At 46.4% G+C, this 18174-nt stretch carries 19 protein-coding genes; 11 read left to right on the forward strand and 8 right to left on the reverse strand.

Annotated features, from left to right (window positions below; genetic code table 11):
* Positions 1 to 19: 19 nt before the first annotated feature.
* The 5 genes from CAG69_RS05775 (at position 20) to CAG69_RS05795 (ending at position 4471) form a co-directional block, all read left to right on the forward strand.
* Positions 20 to 454, forward strand: coding sequence for a rhodanese-like domain-containing protein (locus tag CAG69_RS05775; RefSeq protein WP_005395399.1), 435 nt, complete (start codon positions 20 to 22; stop codon positions 452 to 454).
* A gap of 247 nt (positions 455 to 701) precedes the next feature.
* A complete protein-coding gene (secB, locus tag CAG69_RS05780) occupies positions 702 to 1166 on the forward strand; it encodes a protein-export chaperone SecB (protein WP_005395400.1) in 465 nt (154 codons plus the stop codon).
* 195 nt (positions 1167 to 1361) lie between these two features.
* Positions 1362 to 2399 carry an NAD(P)H-dependent glycerol-3-phosphate dehydrogenase gene (gpsA, locus tag CAG69_RS05785; RefSeq protein WP_006743122.1) on the forward strand — a complete coding sequence of 346 codons (1038 nt, stop codon included), beginning with the start codon at positions 1362 to 1364 and terminating at the stop codon, positions 2397 to 2399.
* A gap of 78 nt (positions 2400 to 2477) precedes the next feature.
* On the forward strand, positions 2478 to 3299 hold the full coding sequence (gene cysE, locus CAG69_RS05790) for a serine O-acetyltransferase (RefSeq protein WP_005395410.1): 822 nt from the start codon (positions 2478 to 2480) through the stop codon (positions 3297 to 3299).
* 26 nt (positions 3300 to 3325) lie between these two features.
* Positions 3326 to 4471, forward strand: coding sequence for a murein hydrolase activator EnvC family protein (locus CAG69_RS05795; protein ID WP_048626686.1), 1146 nt, complete (start codon positions 3326 to 3328; stop codon positions 4469 to 4471).
* 74 nt (positions 4472 to 4545) lie between these two features.
* Here CAG69_RS05795 and CAG69_RS05800 read toward each other — a convergent pair whose 3' ends face one another.
* From CAG69_RS05800 to epmA, 4 genes are all read right to left on the reverse strand, one after another.
* The gene (locus CAG69_RS05800; RefSeq protein ID WP_161443127.1) at positions 4546 to 5502 is read right to left on the reverse strand and encodes a DHH family phosphoesterase; all 957 of its coding nucleotides are present in this window, start codon (positions 5500 to 5502) and stop codon (positions 4546 to 4548) included.
* A gap of 144 nt (positions 5503 to 5646) precedes the next feature.
* On the reverse strand, positions 5647 to 6282 hold the full coding sequence (locus CAG69_RS05805; RefSeq protein ID WP_005395413.1) for a TetR/AcrR family transcriptional regulator: 636 nt from the start codon (positions 6280 to 6282) through the stop codon (positions 5647 to 5649).
* A gap of 21 nt (positions 6283 to 6303) precedes the next feature.
* Positions 6304 to 6678, reverse strand: a complete 375-nt coding sequence (locus tag CAG69_RS05810) for a VanZ family protein (RefSeq protein WP_048626684.1) — start codon at positions 6676 to 6678, stop codon at positions 6304 to 6306.
* A 9-nt stretch (positions 6679 to 6687) separates the two neighbouring features.
* Positions 6688 to 7659 (reverse strand): elongation factor P--(R)-beta-lysine ligase, encoded by a 972-nt coding sequence (gene epmA, locus CAG69_RS05815; protein ID WP_161443129.1) that lies wholly within the window; start codon positions 7657 to 7659, stop codon positions 6688 to 6690.
* A 435-nt stretch (positions 7660 to 8094) separates the two neighbouring features.
* Here epmA and frdA point away from each other — a divergent pair, with 435 nt between their 5' ends.
* From frdA to frdD, 4 genes are read left to right on the forward strand one after another with little or no spacing between them, the layout of a single operon-like run.
* A complete protein-coding gene (gene frdA, locus CAG69_RS05820) occupies positions 8095 to 9894 on the forward strand; it encodes a fumarate reductase (quinol) flavoprotein subunit (protein WP_047010259.1) in 1800 nt (599 codons plus the stop codon).
* Positions 9894 to 10652, forward strand: a complete 759-nt coding sequence (locus CAG69_RS05825) for a succinate dehydrogenase/fumarate reductase iron-sulfur subunit (RefSeq protein WP_005381489.1) — start codon at positions 9894 to 9896, stop codon at positions 10650 to 10652. The genes frdA and CAG69_RS05825 overlap by 1 nt, the downstream gene beginning before the upstream one ends.
* 2 nt (positions 10653 to 10654) lie before the next feature.
* Positions 10655 to 11038, forward strand: a complete 384-nt coding sequence (gene frdC / locus CAG69_RS05830; RefSeq protein ID WP_005395419.1) for a fumarate reductase subunit FrdC — start codon at positions 10655 to 10657, stop codon at positions 11036 to 11038.
* Positions 11039 to 11048: 10 nt separating this feature from the next.
* On the forward strand, positions 11049 to 11426 hold the full coding sequence (gene frdD, locus CAG69_RS05835) for a fumarate reductase subunit FrdD (RefSeq protein WP_005395421.1): 378 nt from the start codon (positions 11049 to 11051) through the stop codon (positions 11424 to 11426).
* Between the two features lie 101 nt (positions 11427 to 11527).
* Here frdD and CAG69_RS05840 read toward each other — a convergent pair whose 3' ends face one another.
* Together CAG69_RS05840 and efp are read right to left on the reverse strand one after the other, a co-directional pair.
* Positions 11528 to 12931 carry an SPFH domain-containing protein gene (locus CAG69_RS05840; protein ID WP_161443131.1) on the reverse strand — a complete coding sequence of 468 codons (1404 nt, stop codon included), beginning with the start codon at positions 12929 to 12931 and terminating at the stop codon, positions 11528 to 11530.
* Between the two features lie 265 nt (positions 12932 to 13196).
* On the reverse strand, positions 13197 to 13763 hold the full coding sequence (gene efp, locus CAG69_RS05845; RefSeq protein ID WP_161443133.1) for an elongation factor P: 567 nt from the start codon (positions 13761 to 13763) through the stop codon (positions 13197 to 13199).
* A gap of 32 nt (positions 13764 to 13795) precedes the next feature.
* On the opposite strand from efp, the gene epmB reads away from it, so the two are divergent.
* Together epmB and CAG69_RS05855 are read left to right on the forward strand one after the other, a co-directional pair.
* Positions 13796 to 14818, forward strand: a complete 1023-nt coding sequence (epmB, locus tag CAG69_RS05850; protein WP_161443135.1) for an EF-P beta-lysylation protein EpmB — start codon at positions 13796 to 13798, stop codon at positions 14816 to 14818.
* A gap of 95 nt (positions 14819 to 14913) precedes the next feature.
* A complete protein-coding gene (locus CAG69_RS05855) occupies positions 14914 to 15411 on the forward strand; it encodes an MgtC/SapB family protein (protein ID WP_005395427.1) in 498 nt (165 codons plus the stop codon).
* A 100-nt stretch (positions 15412 to 15511) separates the two neighbouring features.
* Here CAG69_RS05855 and CAG69_RS05860 read toward each other — a convergent pair whose 3' ends face one another.
* Positions 15512 to 16075 carry a VC2662 family protein gene (locus CAG69_RS05860; RefSeq protein ID WP_005395435.1) on the reverse strand — a complete coding sequence of 188 codons (564 nt, stop codon included), beginning with the start codon at positions 16073 to 16075 and terminating at the stop codon, positions 15512 to 15514.
* Positions 16076 to 16391: 316 nt separating this feature from the next.
* Positions 16392 to 18038, reverse strand: coding sequence for a chaperonin GroEL (gene groL / locus CAG69_RS05865; RefSeq protein ID WP_161443137.1), 1647 nt, complete (start codon positions 18036 to 18038; stop codon positions 16392 to 16394).
* Positions 18039 to 18174: the final 136 nt, after the last annotated feature.

Below are 18174 nucleotides of genomic sequence, written 5' to 3' on the forward strand. Positions count from 1 at the left end.
CAGCGTAAGAGCTCAAGACATGCAAGAGTACATTGAATTTTTCCAACAGAACATGATTCTATCTTTGGTTTGGGTAGGTCTTCTTGTCGCCTTTATCATGAACATCGTGAAGTCAGCGACGGCCGCATACAAAGAAATCAACGTAAACCAACTGACTCATCTTATGAACCGTGAAAACGGCGTTGTAGTGGATATCCGCACAAAGGACGAGTTCAAAAAAGGTCATATCACCGACTCACTTCACATTTTACCGTCAGATATCAAAGCGGGTAACTTTGGTAGCCTTGAAAACCACAAATCAGACCCAATCATTGTGGTATGCAAGACAGGGCAAAACGCTCAAGAAAGCGCGAACCTATTAGTAAAAGCAGGCTTTGAAAAAGTAAGCCTACTGAAGAACGGCTTGATTGCATGGAACGAAGCGAACCTGCCTTTAGTACGTGGTAAAAAGTAATACCCGGCAGCTTCGATAACGGGGCAGAGGCAAAAGATAAGGTACGCATTCAAGCGTGTTTTTGCCAAGCTTCGTGGATAATAAACTGAGCAAATTGAAAGCAGTTGAAGCATTAAGTTGTGACGCTTTGCACGTAATACACGCTTCATCTAGTCAAGGTAGATTGGCTCAGTTAGTCTCGGGACATACCAGTTTTCTGAGTTTAGACGTTTCTAGGCTCTACAAATATTTATTTAAGGATTAAAAAATGGCTGAAGCAGCACCTCAAGAAGCACAACAAAACTTCGCAATTCAACGCATCTTCCTAAAAGACGTTTCTTTCGAAGCGCCAAACTCTCCAGTAATCTTCCAAAAAGAATGGAACCCAGACGTTAAACTAGACCTAGACACTCAAAGCCGTGAGCTTGGTGAAGGCGTTTACGAAGTGGTTCTACGTCTAACTGTAACTGTGAAGAACGAAGAAGAAACAGCGTTCCTATGTGAAGTTCAACAAGGTGGTATCTTCACTGCTGAGCAAATGGAAGCAGGCCAACTAGCACATTGCCTAGGCGCATTCTGCCCGAACATCCTATTCCCATACGCTCGTGAAACTATCTCAAGCCTAGTGGTTAAAGGTACGTTCCCTCAACTGAACCTAGCGCCAGTTAACTTCGACGCGCTATTCATGAACTACCTACAACAGCAAGCTCAACAAGGCGAAGCTGAAGCGTAATTCACTTTTTGTAAGTGACGAATAGCCTGAGTGCTGACGTCACCGACTCTAATAAAATGCACAGAGCGTCTACCATCCGATGCAATGTGCATTTTTTATTTCTGACAAAAGTTCCTAGTTCCTAATCGCCAGAAGGCGTAAAATTTGACGATTAGGAACTAGATTCTACTAGTAGAAAGACAATTAGGCGGTAGCATGACACAAGCAAATACAAACAATGCTTACGGTAAAGACATCGCAATGACGGTGATTGGCGCAGGTTCATACGGTACCTCTCTGGCGATCTCACTCGCTCGTAACGGCGCGAACGTAGTCCTTTGGGGACACGAGCCTGAGCACATGGCACGTTTAGAAGCGGATCGCGCGAACCACGCTTTCTTACCTGGTGTTGATTTCCCTGAAAGCTTGATCATTGAATCGGATTTAGAAAAAGCCGTACAAGCAAGCCGAGATTTATTGGTTGTGGTTCCAAGCCATGTTTTTGGCATCGTACTGAACAGCTGTAAGCCTTTCTTACGTGAAGACTCTCGTATCTGCTGGGCAACCAAAGGTCTTGAGCCAGAAACGGGTCGTCTGCTGAAAGACGTCGCTTATGACATTATCGGTGAAAACTACTCACTGGCTGTATTGTCTGGCCCAACGTTCGCCAAAGAGCTCGCGATGGGCATGCCTACTGCAATTTCAGTTGCTTCTCCAGATGCTGAATTTGTCGCTGACCTACAAGAAAAAATCCACTGCAGCAAAACTTTCCGCGTGTACGCCAATAGTGACTTTATCGGCATGCAATTGGGCGGTGCGGTGAAAAACGTTATCGCAATTGGTGCGGGTATGTCTGACGGCATCGGTTTTGGAGCCAACGCGCGTACTGCATTGATTACTCGTGGTTTGGCCGAAATGAGCCGTCTTGGTGCTGCGCTTGGTGCAAAACCAGAAACCTTCATGGGTATGGCTGGTTTGGGCGACCTTGTCCTAACGTGTACCGACAATCAATCACGCAACCGCCGCTTTGGTTTAGCGCTAGGTCAAGGTAAAGACGTCGACACGGCACAAGAAGAAATTGGCCAAGTCGTAGAAGGCTACCGCAACACGAAAGAAGTATGGATGCTCTCTCAACGCATGGGTGTTGAGATGCCAATTGTTGATCAAATTTATCAAGTATTGTATCAAGGGAAGGATGCACGCCTGGCAGCGCAAGATTTACTTGCTCGTGACAAAAAAGCCGAAGGAAAGTAGCACTCTACGCCCCTTCGCACCTCATCTGAGAAGAATAGAAGTTGTCGGGTCACGGAAGAACCACTCAGGATATTGAGAATGAAACACTGCGAAAAACAAAAAGTCTGGAACAGAATTGTCTCAGAAGCCCGCGAAATGTCAGAGCAAGAGCCAATGCTGGCCAGCTTTTACCATGCCACCATCATCAAGCATGAAAGTTTCTGTGCCGCGCTCAGCTACATTTTGGCAAACAAGTTAAACACGGCATCGATGCCAGCAATGGCAGTACGTGAAGTGGTAGAAGAAGCGTTCTCTGCCGACCCAACCATTACCGATTGTGCCGCTTGTGACATTTGTGCCACGGTTAATCGCGACCCTGCAGTTTCGATGTACTCTATGCCGCTGCTGTACTTAAAGGGCTACCACGCTCTGCAAGGCTACCGCGTGGCAAACTGGCTATGGAAGCAAGGGCGCCATGCACTGGCCACCTACCTACAAAACCAAATTTCGGTTGCGTGTCAGGTAGACATTCACCCGGCAGCACGCATTGGTAGCGGCATCATGCTCGACCACGCAACGGGAATCGTCATCGGTGAAACTGCAGTTATCGATAATGACGTCTCAATTCTACAAGACGTTACCTTAGGCGGTACGGGTAAAGAGTGCGGCGATCGTCACCCGAAAATCCGTGAAGGTGTGATGATTGGTGCAGGTGCAAAAATTCTTGGCAATATCGAAGTGGGCGAAGGCGCGAAAATCGGTTCTTGCTCTGTGGTATTGCAAGCAGTACCACCACACACAACTGTGGCGGGGGTTCCTGCGAAAATCGTCGGTCGTCCAAAAACGGACAAACCTTCTCTCGATATGGATCAAGGCTTTAATGGTAAATCACAAAGCTTTATCCATGGAGATGGTATTTAATCGTCAACAAACCTTTTGACAACAACGTGGTAGGTAAATCTCAAGTGCGAAAACAAAATCACCCTGTTCTACGCTCGGCTATTTTATTAACTTGTGCTTTATCTGCCACATACCCCCTCGCCTCTTCTGCCGCTAGTCAACAAGAGCTCAAAGGCGTATCAAGTGAGATAAGCCGTCAACGCAAATCTCTCTCTTCCCAAGAAAAGCAACTCAATGAGCTACAAAAATCGCTCAAAGAGCAAGAACTTGGCATTTCTAAACTTGAGCGCGAAATAAGACAAACCAAATCTGAGCTGGCACAAGCAGACAAAAACATAGACAAGCTAGAAGAGAAAATTGCCTTGCAAGAAGCGCAGCGCCAAGAGCAAGAGGAAGAGCTCAAACAGTTGCTGCAAACGTATTACGTGACCGAACGAGCGAAAGCCAATGGTCACTTGTTGAATCAAGGTGTGGAAGAAGACCGCATGAGTCAATACTTCCAGCACTTAGCCAAAGCGCGTGCTGAAGTGATTGATGCAATCACCAAAACCACTCAAGAATTGGCACACAACAAAAACCAGCTTGAGCTAGAAAAAGAGCAAATCGAGACGTTACTCAAACAGCAATCTGAGAAACGTACGGCGCTGGCAAGTACACAATCCAAACGTAAGCAAACCCTGAATAAAATTCAGAGCAGTATCAAGAACGATAAACGCTACCTTGCTGAACTGCAGCGCAACGAAACACGCCTAAAAGCCGAGATCGCCAAAGCGGCTAAGCGTAATGCTGTGCCAATGGACGGACTGGGCAAACAGCGCGGTAAACTGCCATGGCCACTCAAAGGTCGTGTATTACACAACTTCGGTACTCGCCAAACCGGGCAAGTAAACTGGAAGGGAATGGTGCTTGCGGCCAATTACGGTCAACAAGTGAAAGCCGTTTACCCGGGCACTGTCGTATTTGCGGAGTATTTACGCGGTTATGGCTTAGTGGTATTGCTTGACCACGGCAAAGGCGACATGACGCTCTACGGCTACAACCAAGCGTTGACGAAAAAAGAAGGCGATCGAGTCACCGCAGGCGAAGTGATCGCTCTTGCGGGTGATACTGGCGGGCAAGATCGCGCATCACTCTACTTCGAAATTCGCCGCAACAGTGAAGCGCAAAACCCGAAATCTTGGTTGAAGCGCTGATTATCTGACTCATCGACTTATAATAAAAAAGGAGCCACTCGGCTCCTTTTTTTGTATTCATATTTTGGCAAATGCTATGCGTAGTACGTTTCTACCGCATCAATAAAAGCACTTACATCATCTTTGCTTAAGGCGTTGATGCCTGCCGCCGCTTCTCGGCCGCCACCAGTTGGAAACTGCCCACACACGGCAACGGCGCCTTGTTTGTTGTTCAACGGGGCACGTAGAGAGACCGTGTAAGTGCCATCTGCATTTTCGGTGAGTACTGCATGAGCAGAATCTGGGTTTTGATTTGCCAGCCAGTTGCCATACACACCGCTGATTCGACGTGATGCGGCCGTGTTTGGTAGTTCGAACAGCTTTAGCTTACCGCTCTCATGCGTGGCAGGCAGTGCCAGAGCTGCATCCATATCTTGTTGGTAAGCAGACTGCAGTTGGTAGTAAGGCGAGGTTTTATCTTCAATAGCGTCAAATGGCGACGCGTACTTCAGCAAAGCTTGGTACAAATCCGCTGGATGGAAATGTAAGTCATCCACTTTCGAACCGTAACCGTTGTAATTAATCAAAGTGCCAAGCTCTTTAAGCTGCGCTTTCTGATCGTGTGACAATCCGACCTTGTCAGCCAATTCATCTGCTTTCGCGATCATGTTATCGCCATAAGCCGCCGTAATCGCCCATGTGTGAAAACGTCCATTTAGCAATTGATCGACAATTAAAGCTGTACACATGTTGGCATCGAGATCGATGTGCGCATCCAAGTTGCCATGCTGAGGAATATCACCCGCCTTATGGTGATCGGCGTAAAACACGTGCGCGCCTTGAGCCAATGCTTGCTCTAGGCCTACCATGTTCTTTTCCATCGAAATGTCTAACACCGTTAGCTCATCACCCGCTTGCACGTCTACTTTTTCCACCAGCTTGATGTCGCGCTTTACACCAGTAATTAACTGAGCCTCGATAGGATCAGCCAAGCGTAATTGTAGAAGCGCAATGATGCCATCAGCATCGCCATTAAAAATGTCGTAATTCATGGAGCGATAGTTCCTTTATCGAGAGTCATATCCCAGAGAGGGCTGAACGGTATGAGGACTATTGTGCGTGGCATATTTGACAAGTCAACTCGAGCCACGACTCGAAAATGAGAGTGACTCTCGAAATATTAAGCAGTTTGGCGTTTAACTGTGTAGATTGCTGACCGCATCTTCCAATAACAGTAGCTGCTCTAACCCCTGCTCAGTTGCTAATGGCTTAACGACATTAAGCATCTGCAACATCCCTTGCTTCACCATTTGCTCAGTGATGCTGGTTTTCGAAGCCATTGCAGATTGATACGCCAACCAGCTACACGCAATCAAATGCAACGTACACACCAGTGACTTCAACTGCTGTTGATCAACATTAAGCAGCTTCAGCGATACAAACTCTTGCATGATCGCAATGAGGTTCGCTTGCAGCTTTTCTTGCACATCGATGTACTGCTCATGTAACTGCTCATCTCGTGACAAGATCTCAGGTAGATTCGCGTAGAAAAAGCGGTATTTCCACATTAGCGTAAAGATGGAGTCTAGGTAGCTCTTCAGCATAGTCAGGCTTTCTTGTGAGCCTTGAATAGGGGTAAATCTTTCTAAAAGTTCTGCTGAATAAAGCGCAAAGATCTCACGAACGATTTCTTGCTTATTACGGAAGTGGTAATACAGATTACCTGGGCTAATTTCGATGTGATCGGCAATGTGATTGGTGGTGATGTTGCGTTCACCATGTTGGTTGAACAACTCCAGTGCCGCGTAGACGATTTTGTCGCGCGTTTTCATTGTTATCGTGTTCCCTCTTCATTAACGAATCGAGTATAGCGACTTCACCAACCTAGGTCGATAGAGGCTCCAAATACGGTAACATAACAGACCAGTTAGAATACCCGTTGAGTTGGCGACAAGGTCTAACCAAGAGGTTTGTCTTCCGACATACCCTTGTAGCCATTCGATGGCAGCACTAAATAATAAGATACTAATCGCCACCGCCCAACGCTGACGCCAACGCCACACGCAAAAGCAACCTAAAAACGCAAATCCGCTGTACGCCATGGCGTGCTGCATTTTATCAAGATACGCAATGTTGCCCCAGTCTTGCAACTCGCCCGAGCTCAACGATAAGTAAGCGATCAGTATTGCGTAGCTGAGAATGACCAAACGTGCAGCAGCCAAGTTCATTGAATATCCTTATGCGATTGGGAATGGAAAAGCCGTCACTTGATCAATGTGGTCACAGCCGAGCGCTAGCATGATCAAACGATCGATGCCTAACGCAACACCCGCACAATCTGGCAACCCTGCCTCCAATGCGGAGATCAAATGATAGTCGATTGGCTGCGGTTTTAAACCCATGTCGAGACGCTTCGCGTTATCTTGCTCAAAACGCGCCAGTTGCTCTTTCGGGTTATCGAGCTCATGGAACCCATTTGCCAGCTCAATTCCCTTAAAATACACCTCAAAGCGATCCGCAACACGATGGTCTTGAGGATTGATTTTCGCAAGCGCCGCCTGTGATGCCGGGAAGTCGTACACGAAAGCAGGCACATCCTGACCAATTTTGTGTTCGACTCCCACGCTAAATAGCAATTGCAGTAACGTATCGCGATCTTCTTCAGGCTCTGCAATGTCACTTAAACCCAGCTTGCTTGCCGCTGTTTTCAGCTCCGTCATCGAGCCTTCCAGTGGACACGCACCCAACACATCAATGAAGGCTTGTTGATACGTCATGCGCTGCGCTGCACCACACTTCAATACCAGCTGCAACAGGTCATCCATTTCATCCATCAATTTATGATGGTCAAAGCCAACGCGATACCACTCCAACATCGTGAATTCAGGGTTGTGGTAGCGACCATTCTCTTCATTACGAAATGCTTTGTTGATTTGATAAATACAACCGCTGCCCGCAGCCAAAAGGCGCTTCATATGGAATTCTGGGCTGGTCATAAAAAACAGCTTACTGCCATCGGCATAGCCTGGGCCAACAAACTCGGTTTGGAAAGTATGCAAATGGATGTCAGTCACGGTTGCGTGACTCATGGCTGGCGTATCGACTTCCATCACCTGTCGGTCAGCGAAGAATTGTCGAATCGACGCGATTAACGTCGCACGTTGACGAAGTTGGTCAATGGAAGCAGTAGGTTGCCAGTTGGTTTGCATAACAAGTCTCTCAAACTTTAATTCAGCGAGGAAAGGCTCATTCTACATGCTTTTTACTCTTCAAGAAGAGAGGAATATCCCTTCTTCTTTTTACTAATGTGCTCGCCAATTTGAGGCAAGCATTACTCGTGCCGCAGAACAAAAAACACTCAGTTAAAATCCTATTATCCATGCGGTTAATGTCACGCAACACGGGTTTAACATCCCTAATATTAATGCTTGAGGACCAAAACCTCGATGCCGTGATAGCAGTCACATAACCTATAAATTCTATGCCCTTAAGTGCATTACCGAAGCAAAAACCCAATTACATCAATTTTTCTGCCATGTGGCTCATCTACACTAACCCTACTACTTTTGGGGAGTTCTTTTTAAGGAGCGCCTCGTAATGACAATAACAAGCGGATTTCCGCAATCACACACTGGAGGATAACTGTGCAAATTATCACCACAGATATCGCAGTCATCGGCGCAGGCGGCGCTGGTCTTCGTACTGCTATTGCAGCGGCTGAAGCAAACCCAGACTTAGAAGTCGCTCTGATTTCTAAAGTTTATCCAATGCGCTCCCACACGGTCGCTGCAGAGGGTGGCTCAGCAGCAGTTATCAAGGATGAAGATAGCTTAGACAACCACTTCAACGACACTGTTGGCGGTGGTGACTGGCTATGTGAACAGGATGTTGTTGAATACTTTGTAGAGAACGCGACTCGCGAAATGATCCAAATGGAGCAATGGGGTTGCCCATGGAGTCGTAAAGAGAACGGTGAAGTCAACGTACGCCGCTTTGGTGGTATGAAGGTTGAACGTACTTGGTTCGCTGCAGATAAAACTGGCTTCCACATGCTTCATACGCTATTCCAGACATCCATGAAGTACAGCAACATCAAACGTTTTGATGAGTACTTTGTGGTGGATCTGCTTGTTGATGAAGGCGAAGTTCAAGGTCTGATTGCTATTCACATGTCTGAAGGCGAGCTTGTTACTATCAAAGCAAAATCTGTTGTTCTAGCAACAGGTGGCGCGGGCCGTGTTTACCACTGTAACACCAACGGCGGTATCGTAACGGGCGATGGCATGGCAATGGCTTACCGTCACGGCGTTCCTCTACGTGATATGGAATTTGTTCAATACCACCCAACCGGTCTTCCTGGCACAGGTATCCTGATGACGGAAGGTTGTCGTGGTGAAGGCGGTATCATCGTTAACAAGAACGGCTACCGTTACTTACAAGATTACGGCATGGGCCCTGAAACTCCAGTTGGCCAACCGAAGAACAAATACATGGAACTGGGTCCTCGTGACAAAGTTTCTCAAGCTTTCTGGCACGAACAACAGAAAGGCAACACCATCAAGCACCCTCTTGGTGATGTGGTACACCTTGATCTTCGCCACCTAGGTGAAGAGTACCTACAAGAGCGTCTACCATTCATCTGTGAGCTAGCAAAAGCTTACGTGAACGTAGACCCTGCAAAAGAGCCAATTCCAATTCGTCCAACCGTTCACTACACCATGGGTGGTATCGAGACAAACGGCGGCTGTGAAACTCGCATTAAAGGTCTATTCGCGGTTGGTGAATGTGCGTCTGTTGGTCTTCACGGTGCAAACCGTCTAGGTTCTAACTCACTGGCTGAGTTCGTGGTATTTGGTCGCGTAGCGGGTGAAAACGCAGTGAAACGCGCTGAAGAATTCAAAGGTTGGAACGAGTCTGCAATCGATGCTCAAGTGAAAGCAGTTGAAGAGCGCATCGCCAAACTGATGAACCAAGAAGGTGATGAGAACTGGGCAAACATCCGCACGGAAATGGGTCATACCATGGAAGCGGGTTGTGGTATCTACCGTCAAGAAGATTTGATGCAAGAAACCATTAACAAGATCACCGAACTAAAAGAACGCTACAAACGCATCAGCATTAAAGACAAAGGCAAAGTGTTTAACACTGATCTTCTGTACGCAATCGAAGTGGGTTACGGCCTAGAAGTCGCAGAAGCGATGGTTCACTCTGCGATTCTACGTAAAGAATCTCGCGGCGCGCACCAACGTCTGGACGACGGTTGTACAGAACGTGATGACGTGAACTTCCTAAAACACTCACTTGCTTTCTACAAACCAGATTCAGCGCCAAGTATCGATTACAGCAATGTGACTATCACTAAGTCACAACCAAAAGCTCGTCTATACGGTGAAGCAGCAGAAAAAGCCGCAGCTGAAGAGAAGAACGCAGAGGAGCAAGCATAATGTCAGCAAATCGCATTCAAAAAGTAGACATTCTGCGTTATGACCCAGAAAAAGATGCAGAACCATACAAGCAAACATTCGAAGTGCCATTCGATGAAACCATGTCTGTGCTTGACGCACTGGGCTACATTAAAGATCACCTCGACAAAGATCTGTCTTACCGTTGGTCTTGCCGTATGGCGATCTGTGGTTCTTGCGGCATCATGGTGAACAACGTACCGAAACTTGCTTGTAAGAGCTTCCTACGTGATTACCCAGACGGTGTGACTATCGAGCCTCTAGCGAACTTCCCAATCGAGAAAGACTTGATTGTTGATATGACACCGTTCATCGAACGTCTTGAAGCAATCAAACCGTACATCATTGGTAACGACCGTAAACCAGAAGACGGTACGAACTTGCAAACGCCAGAGCAAATGGCGAAATACAAGCAGTTTGCTGGCTGTATCAACTGTGGTCTGTGCTATGCAGCATGTCCTCAGTTTGGTCTTAACCCAGAGTTCATCGGTCCTGCTGCACTAACGCTAGCGCACCGCTACAATCTAGACAGTCGTGACAACGGTAAAGATGAGCGCATGAAGCTTATCAACGGTGAAAACGGTGCTTGGGGTTGTACGTTTGTTGGTTACTGTTCTGAAGTTTGTCCGAAGAACGTTGACCCAGCAGCGGCAGTAAACCAAGGCAAAGTGGAGTCTTCTATGGACTTCGTGATTGCTATGTTGAAACCTGATGGTTCACCAAAGAAAGTGGAGGCATAAGGATGAGCAATCGTAAACCTTACGTTCGTGAAGTAAAACGCACTTGGTGGAAGAACCATCCTTTCTACCGCTTCTACATGCTACGTGAAGCGACTGTGCTGCCTTTGATCCTATTCACTCTGTTCCTAACTTTCGGTTTAGGTTGCTTGGTGAAAGGCCCTGAAGCATGGCAAGGTTGGTTGGATTTTATGGCAAACCCAATCGTAGTCGCGATCAACATCGTTGCACTACTAGGTAGCCTATTCCACGCTCAAACTTTCTTCAGCATGATGCCGCAAGTAATGCCAATTCGTTTGAAAGGCAAACTGGTGGACAAGAAAATCATCGTATTGACTCAGTGGGCCGCGGTTGCGTTCATCTCACTGATCGTTCTCATCGTGGTGTAAGGAGCTGAGCATGAAACCGAATTATAGTGTAAACACATCACCAAAACGTTCTGATGAGCCAATCTGGTGGGGTCTATTTGGTGCTGGCGGTACTTGGTTCGCGATGATTACGCCAATCACGGTATTGGTGCTAGGTATCTTGGTCCCACTAGGCGTGATTGATGCAGAAGCGATGAGCTATGAGCGTGTCTCCGAATTCGCAACCAGTATCATCGGTGCGCTATTCATCATTGGCACCCTAGCTCTACCAATGTGGCATGCGATGCACCGTGTACACCACGGCATGCACGACCTTAAATTCCACACTGGTGTGATAGGTAAAATTGCATGCTATGCATTTGCAGGCCTCATTACTGCACTAGCCGTTATCTTTATCTTCATGATTTAAGATACTGACTAAAAAGAAAAAGCTGGCTCTATGCCAGCTTTTTTATTGCTTTGGGTTACCCATGATCTTTTTGCTTTTTAAGCTTTTGACCACCCATGATCTTATTGCTGTATGACCTTCTTCGTTTGGTCCATAAGACCCAGGGCGCCAAAGCCAGTAATCACATCTAGGTTTGTTTTCAAGCCCGTTTCTTCGCTACCACCAATGTAGTTTTGTGGCATCTGAACTTGGAAGTTTTGCAAGTTGTTGTACAACGAGTTCGCTACGTCTCGATTCAACTCTGCCAAATAAACTTCACGGTTTGCCCCTAACGCCGAGTACTTCTCTTTTAGGACCTCAGATTCTGCACGACCTTTCGCTAATATCGCTTTCGCTTCAAACTCAGCAGAAAGTGCGTTCGCCTTTTGAATGGCTAAGTTAGCCTCTGCGATAGCTAGCTCTTTCTCCTTCTCGACTTCAGCAAGTCGTTTGGTTTTTTCCACTTCAACGATTTCACGCTCTGCAATCTGACGTGCAACTTCCACTTCTTTTTGCTGAGCAATAATAGCGAGTTCTTTACCACGCTGAGCGTCTTGCACTTCACGTGTTCGTTGAATCTCTTTGCGTAACTGCTCGGTCTCCGCCTGTGCTTTCGACGTTTCTTGCTCCTGAATCGCGCGAATACGATCCGCCACTAAACGCTTTTTATCTGCCAATAGCTGATCTAATTGCTTTTCTGGCTGCGGGTCACCAATGGTCACCTGCGTCACTTGAATACCGTATTGTTGTAACGGATTGTCTTGACGAATTGGTTGCCCGGTTTTGTCTACGACAGGCACGGTTTTCCATACCAGTTGATTGGTGCGCTGTAATTGGTTCGGATTAGCTTGATTCGCCCCAACAGGCGCAAGATCCAACTCTTCCACTTCAACCTGACGTCGCTCTGTTAGATAAATCCCCTCTCGTAACTGATCGCCAAGTTTCGATTTGAATTGGTTCAAACCACCTTGGAAAAACTCTTCACCCGTGTATTGGGTTGCGGTAATCACCGTTACGTTACGTGCGTTCTTTACAAGCAGCGCATCGATCAAGTTACTGTTGTTGCGGAACTCTTTATGCATCTTCTTCACCGCTTCAGGGTCATTACTGAGCTTAAAGCGGAATGTTACGGGGATCTGACCAATATAGGTGTCGGCAAATCGCACCTGAATCGCATCAAGACGTTGATAAAAATCTTCGCCCTTGCTGTTACCGAATGACACAGTGATCACTTGGTCATACTTGGTGATTTTGGACAGAAATGGCATGCGAAAATGAATGCCAGGTTCAGTAAACACATCCAACTCACCAGTGATATTGTTCTGATGCACGTAGCTGTAACCTGCATCGGTCATCAGCACAGAGCTATTAATCGTTAAGCCTATTGCCAACAGCGGTACGCCAAACACCGCAGCTTTCAATCCTTTGTGTAGTAACTGACGTCTTTCTTCCACCTTTAAACCCCTTCCTAAGCCTCTGCTTTCCATTTTGTTCTCCTTTTTGGATTGTTACTGAGTTAAATCGATAAAAATCAGATTGCTATGCAACTCAACAACAAGAACTAATGTATCAAAATGTTACATTAAGGAATAATCGACAGATTCATGAAATAAATAAGATTTTTACGAATAATACAAAATCATCGAAAATTTGCGGAGGATATCGATTTTCTATGCAGGGACATTCAAGAGAGAATTACAGGCAATAAAAAAGGCCGCCGAAGCGACCTTTCAAACAATCAATCTAAAGTGCTTACTTCACACGGCCTACGTATTCAGCCGTACGAGTATCAACGCGAATCACTTCACCAATTGAGATGAACAGAGGAACACGAACAACAGCGCCAGTTGATAGCGTAGCTGGTTTACCGCCAGTACCTTGAGTATCACCTTTCAGGCCTGGATCTGTGTCTACCACTTCTAGCTCAACGAAGTTTGGTGGAGTAACAGTAATTGGGTTACCGTTCCAAAGTGTGAGCATACAAGTGTTGTTTTCTACCAACCACTTAGCGTTGTCACCTACCGCTTTTGCGTCTGCTGCGATCTGTTCAAACGTTTCACTGTTCATAAAGTGGTAGAATTCGCCGTCTGAATATAGATAATCTAGGTCGATATCCATTACGTCTGCCACTTCACAAGTGTCACCAGACTTGAATGTTTTCTCTAGCACTTTACCAGAAAGAAGTTTACGAATTTTAACACGGTTGAACGCTTGGCCTTTACCTGGTTTAACGTATTCGTTTTCCAGAATTACACAAGGCTCGTTATCAAGCATTAACTTAAGACCGCCTTTAAATTCATTGGTGCTAACTGTAGCCATTTTTTCCTCTTACATTCTTAGAGCTAAATTCAATGCCGCACATAATAACCCGAAAAGTCGAATCTGTTGAGCAAAACTGGCTCAAACAGTTGGCGAATGGGATCTCTGATCCTGCAAAATTGCTCGAAATACTGGAAATTGATCCTTCACCGTGGCAAGACGGGTTTGCCGCGCGCAAGCTGTTTGCACAGCGTGTACCGCAAAGTTTTGTCGATAGGATGGAGAAAGGCAACCCTAAAGACCCTCTTTTACGTCAGGTTTTACCACTGAGCGACGAATTTGAGGTGCATCCGGGTTACTCCAATGATCCATTGGAAGAGCAGGACAATGAAGTCCCTGGCCTGCTACACAAGTATCGCAACCGCGCCCTGATGATTGTCAAAGGTGGCTGCGCGGTAAATTGCCGTTACTGTTTTCGTCGTCACTTCCCTTATCAAGAGAACAAAAGCGGCAAGCAGGCATGGACCAAGTGCTTAGAGTACATGGCGCAGCAACCAGAGTTGAACGAAGTCATCTTCTCAGGTGGTGACCCATTAATGGCAAAAGACGATGAGATTCATTGGCTTTTAGAGCACATTGCTCACATACCTCACATCAAACGTCTGCGTATTCATAGCCGTTTACCTGTGGTGATTCCAGCTCGAGTCACTGATGAACTATGCCAACTGCTGCAAGCATCAAGGTTACAAATCATCCTCGTCACTCACATCAACCATGCCAACGAAATCAATGACGAATTTGCTGAACAGATGTTCAAGCTCAAAAGAGCGGGCGTTACGCTTCTAAACCAAGGCGTTCTGCTGAAGGGCGTGAATGATTCGGTAGAAGCTCAAGTGGCATTAAGTGAGGCCTTATTTGACGCGGGTATCTTGCCTTATTACCTCCACGTTCTTGATAAGGTGCAAGGCGCAGGGCACTACTTTATTTCGGACGAAGAAGCGAGAGCTATTATGCGCGGACTCATCACGCGTGTATCGGGTTATCTGGTACCAAAACTGACACGAGAAATTGGTGGCAGGCCAAGTAAAACGCCATTGGATTTGCATTTAGAATAGGTCCTGACGCTCAATTAAATTTGTCGTCACGACCGTTCCTTTTTGTTCGCTTTGCACGGTAAGTCTATGCATACTCCGCTCTTTTGGAGGTCAAGATGCATACAGCACTCGAACAAATTTTCGATCTTGGCCCATTCAGCTGGCCTGCCCTACTATGCTGTGCCATTAATGGGCTAATGATCGGTATCGAACGCCAAACTCGTGGTAAACCTGTTGGCATTCGCACGGCAATTCTTATTATTTCAGGCACTTACCTGTTTATGTCGATGGCAGTATCGTTATCGCCAAATACACTCGATCAAGCACGCGTGCTTGGTCAGATTATTACTGGCGTCGGCTTCTTAGGCGCAGGCGTGATGATGACACTCGATGGAAAAATCCACGGCGTAACATCCGCAGCGGTTATTTGGGTACTGGCAGGATTAGGGTTGATGATCGGTTTGGGTTATTTAACGCAGTCGGTGGTCATTACCCTACTGGCTTTAACAGTGTTACTGGGCGTGGATAAAGCAGAAAACCACATCAAAGCATTGCGCCGAGGGGTTCACCAAAGAATTCAACAACGCAAAACCTCATCCCGCTTAATTAAATAGTTAACGCGCCGATAAACTCGCTTCACCCCATCAGTAATTAAAAAGCCCTCGACGAACATCGAGGGCTTTCTGTATCTAAAGACTCTGACTTGCTCAGGGATTATTTAGCGAAGTTGATGAGTGGGAAACATTTGAAGAAACCGTTATCCGCACAGTTCAAAAGACCAATTTGTACGCCATCAATTTGATCGGTCATGTTGAAAAAACCAAACTGGAAGTTAGACTTTTTAGAGATACTCGCCAAGCCCACATCCGCCATGGTGTAGCCTTCAGAATAGTTCACCGCGCTCCAGTTCAAGCCTTTTACATTGTTCGTAATGTTGACAGCACCCAAGTTAACACCCGTCGTCTGACCTTGGTTCCAGTTAACTAAGCCTAAAGACGCACCTTTCATTTCTTGGTTTACCTTTGCTGCACCAAAAAACAAACCGAAGTTCACACCTGTCGTACGATCCGTTTCTGACATACCAAGCAGTGAAAAGTCGACACCTTTGACCTCATTCACCTGTCCATGCAACACAGCTAAACGAACACCACCAACTGACGAGTTAGAAGGTGCGTTTGTGTTGTCGATAGTAGAGAACATCACAGGTGTACTGTCAGCAAGAGCAACTGGTGATGCGATAGCGGCTGCAACCGCCAATGACGTCATAAGCTTTTTCATTTTCATCTCCATGATGGGAAGCAACAATTTACAACATAGTGTAATGTTCAGATTTTGCTCTGTCCCCGTTCAAAAAGTGTTAGCAATAGGTCAGATTTAACCACCTGACTCAAAAGAAAAAATTTTATTGCTTATATTTTCATGTTTTTCCACTGACATTTCTTGAACTCGCCTCTCACAATCGAAGCCACATCAGAATGCTATATTTCTCGGATAACGCGCATAAAAAAGTCGAGGCAAATGCCTCGACTTTTAAAGGTTTGGTCGGTTATCTTTCCGCTATAAGGATTCCCTTAGAGCAAAGAGATAAGCTGGCTTACATCATGCCGCCCATACCGCCCATGCCACCCATGCCGCCCATGTCAGGCATCGCTGGTGCGTCTTTTTGCGGTAGGTCAGTAACCATTGCTTCAGTCGTGATCATCAGACCCGCAACCGATGCTGCGAACTGTAGCGCAGAACGAGTTACTTTCGTTGGGTCTAGAATACCCATCTCTAGCATGTCGCCGTATTCGCCTGTTGCCGCGTTGTAACCGTAAGAGCCTTCACCCGCTTTCACGTTGTTCGCAACCACTGAGTCTTCCGCACCTGCGTTCTTCGTGATTTGACGGATTGGCGCTTCCATTGCACGTAGTGCAACGCGGATACCAACGTTTTGTTCTTCGTTGTCACCCGTTAGGTGAGCAATCTTAGATGCCGCGCGGATAAGTGCAACACCACCACCAGCAACAACACCTTCTTCAACCGCTGCACGAGTTGCGGCTAGCGCATCTTCTACACGGTCTTTCTTCTCTTTCATTTCAACTTCAGTCGCTGCACCGACTTTGATTACTGCAACACCGCCAGCCAGTTTAGCAACGCGCTCTTGTAGTTTCTCTTTGTCGTAGTCTGACGTTGCGTCTTCGATTTGTTGACGAATCTGAGCAACACGGCCAGAGATCATCTCTTCTTCACCGATACCATCGATGATAGTCGTGTTTTCCTTCGTGATAGAAACACGCTTCGCTTGACCTAGATCTTCTAGTGCAACTTTTTCTAGCTCTAGACCGATCTCTTCAGAAATCACAGTACCGCCAGTTAGGATAGCGATGTCTTGTAGCATTGCTTTACGGCGGTCACCGAAACCAGGTGCTTTCACAGCTGCAACTTTTACGATGCCACGCATGTTGTTCACAACCAATGTTGCTAGTGCTTCGCCTTCTACATCTTCTGCAATGATAAGCAGTGGACGAGATGCTTTCGCGACAGCTTCTAGCGTTGGAAGAAGCTCACGAATGTTTGAGATCTTCTTATCAACAAGAAGAATGAATGGGTTTTCTAGATCAACACTGCCTGATTCTTGGTTGTTGATGAAGTAAGGAGACAGGTAACCGCGGTCGAACTGCATACCTTCTACTACGTCTAACTCGTCTTGTAGCGCCTGACCTTCTTCAACCGTGATAACGCCATCACGACCCACACGCTCCATTGCTTCTGCAATGATATTACCTACGCTTGCGTCTGAGTTTGCAGAGATAGTACCAACCTGCGCGATCGCTTTTGTGTCGTTACATTCAACAGAAAGCTCTTTTAGTTGCTCAACTGCCGCGGCAACAGCTTTGTCGATACCACGCTTAAGATCCATTGGGTTCATGCCCGCTGCGACTGCTTTTAGACCTTCGTTAACGATAGATTGCGCTAGTACCGTTGCTGTTGTTGTACCGTCACCCGCTGCGTCGTTTGCTTTAGACGCAACTTCTTTAACCATTTGTGCGCCCATGTTCTGGAATTTATCTTCCAGCTCGATTTCACGCGCTACTGATACACCATCTTTAGTGATAGTTGGTGCACCAAAAGATTTGTCTAGAACGACATTACGTCCTTTAGGACCCAGTGTTACTTTTACTGCGTCAGCCAGAACGTTTACACCTTCCAGCATTTTAACTCGTGCGTCATTACCAAATTTAACGTCTTTAGCAGCCATCTTTGATTTCCTTTCTAAAATTCTTTGTGTGTAATTTCGTAATTGAATCTGAGCAAAAAATTACTCAATGATTGCTATTATTCAACGATCGCCATGATGTCGTTTTCAGACATGACAAGCACTTCTTTACCGTCGA

Origin of the sequence: Vibrio sp. V43_P6S15P86, assembly GCF_009904725.1 — a bacterium.
GTDB lineage: Bacteria > Pseudomonadota > Gammaproteobacteria > Enterobacterales > Vibrionaceae > Vibrio > Vibrio diabolicus.

Excerpts from the sequence above, each read along its gene's own strand:
- CAG69_RS05775 (WP_005395399.1), top strand. The coding sequence starts at position 20 with ATGCAAGAGTACATTGAATTTTTCCAACAGAACATGATTCTATCTTTG.
- secB (WP_005395400.1), top strand. The coding sequence starts at position 702 with ATGGCTGAAGCAGCACCTCAAGAAGCACAACAAAACTTCGCAATTCAA.
- gpsA (WP_006743122.1), top strand. The coding sequence starts at position 1,362 with ATGACACAAGCAAATACAAACAATGCTTACGGTAAAGACATCGCAATG.
- cysE (WP_005395410.1), top strand. The coding sequence starts at position 2,478 with ATGAAACACTGCGAAAAACAAAAAGTCTGGAACAGAATTGTCTCAGAA.
- CAG69_RS05800 (WP_161443127.1), bottom strand. The coding sequence starts at position 5,502 with ATGAATTACGACATTTTTAATGGCGATGCTGATGGCATCATTGCGCTT.
- CAG69_RS05805 (WP_005395413.1), bottom strand. The coding sequence starts at position 6,282 with ATGAAAACGCGCGACAAAATCGTCTACGCGGCACTGGAGTTGTTCAAC.
- CAG69_RS05810 (WP_048626684.1), bottom strand. The coding sequence starts at position 6,678 with ATGAACTTGGCTGCTGCACGTTTGGTCATTCTCAGCTACGCAATACTG.
- epmA (WP_161443129.1), bottom strand. The coding sequence starts at position 7,659 with ATGCAAACCAACTGGCAACCTACTGCTTCCATTGACCAACTTCGTCAA.
- CAG69_RS05825 (WP_005381489.1), top strand. The coding sequence starts at position 9,894 with ATGTCAGCAAATCGCATTCAAAAAGTAGACATTCTGCGTTATGACCCA.
- frdC (WP_005395419.1), top strand. The coding sequence starts at position 10,655 with ATGAGCAATCGTAAACCTTACGTTCGTGAAGTAAAACGCACTTGGTGG.
- frdD (WP_005395421.1), top strand. The coding sequence starts at position 11,049 with ATGAAACCGAATTATAGTGTAAACACATCACCAAAACGTTCTGATGAG.
- CAG69_RS05840 (WP_161443131.1), bottom strand. The coding sequence starts at position 12,931 with ATGGAAAGCAGAGGCTTAGGAAGGGGTTTAAAGGTGGAAGAAAGACGT.
- efp (WP_161443133.1), bottom strand. The coding sequence starts at position 13,763 with ATGGCTACAGTTAGCACCAATGAATTTAAAGGCGGTCTTAAGTTAATG.
- epmB (WP_161443135.1), top strand. The coding sequence starts at position 13,796 with ATGCCGCACATAATAACCCGAAAAGTCGAATCTGTTGAGCAAAACTGG.
- CAG69_RS05855 (WP_005395427.1), top strand. The coding sequence starts at position 14,914 with ATGCATACAGCACTCGAACAAATTTTCGATCTTGGCCCATTCAGCTGG.
- CAG69_RS05860 (WP_005395435.1), bottom strand. The coding sequence starts at position 16,075 with ATGAAAAAGCTTATGACGTCATTGGCGGTTGCAGCCGCTATCGCATCA.
- groL (WP_161443137.1), bottom strand. The coding sequence starts at position 18,038 with ATGGCTGCTAAAGACGTTAAATTTGGTAATGACGCACGAGTTAAAATG.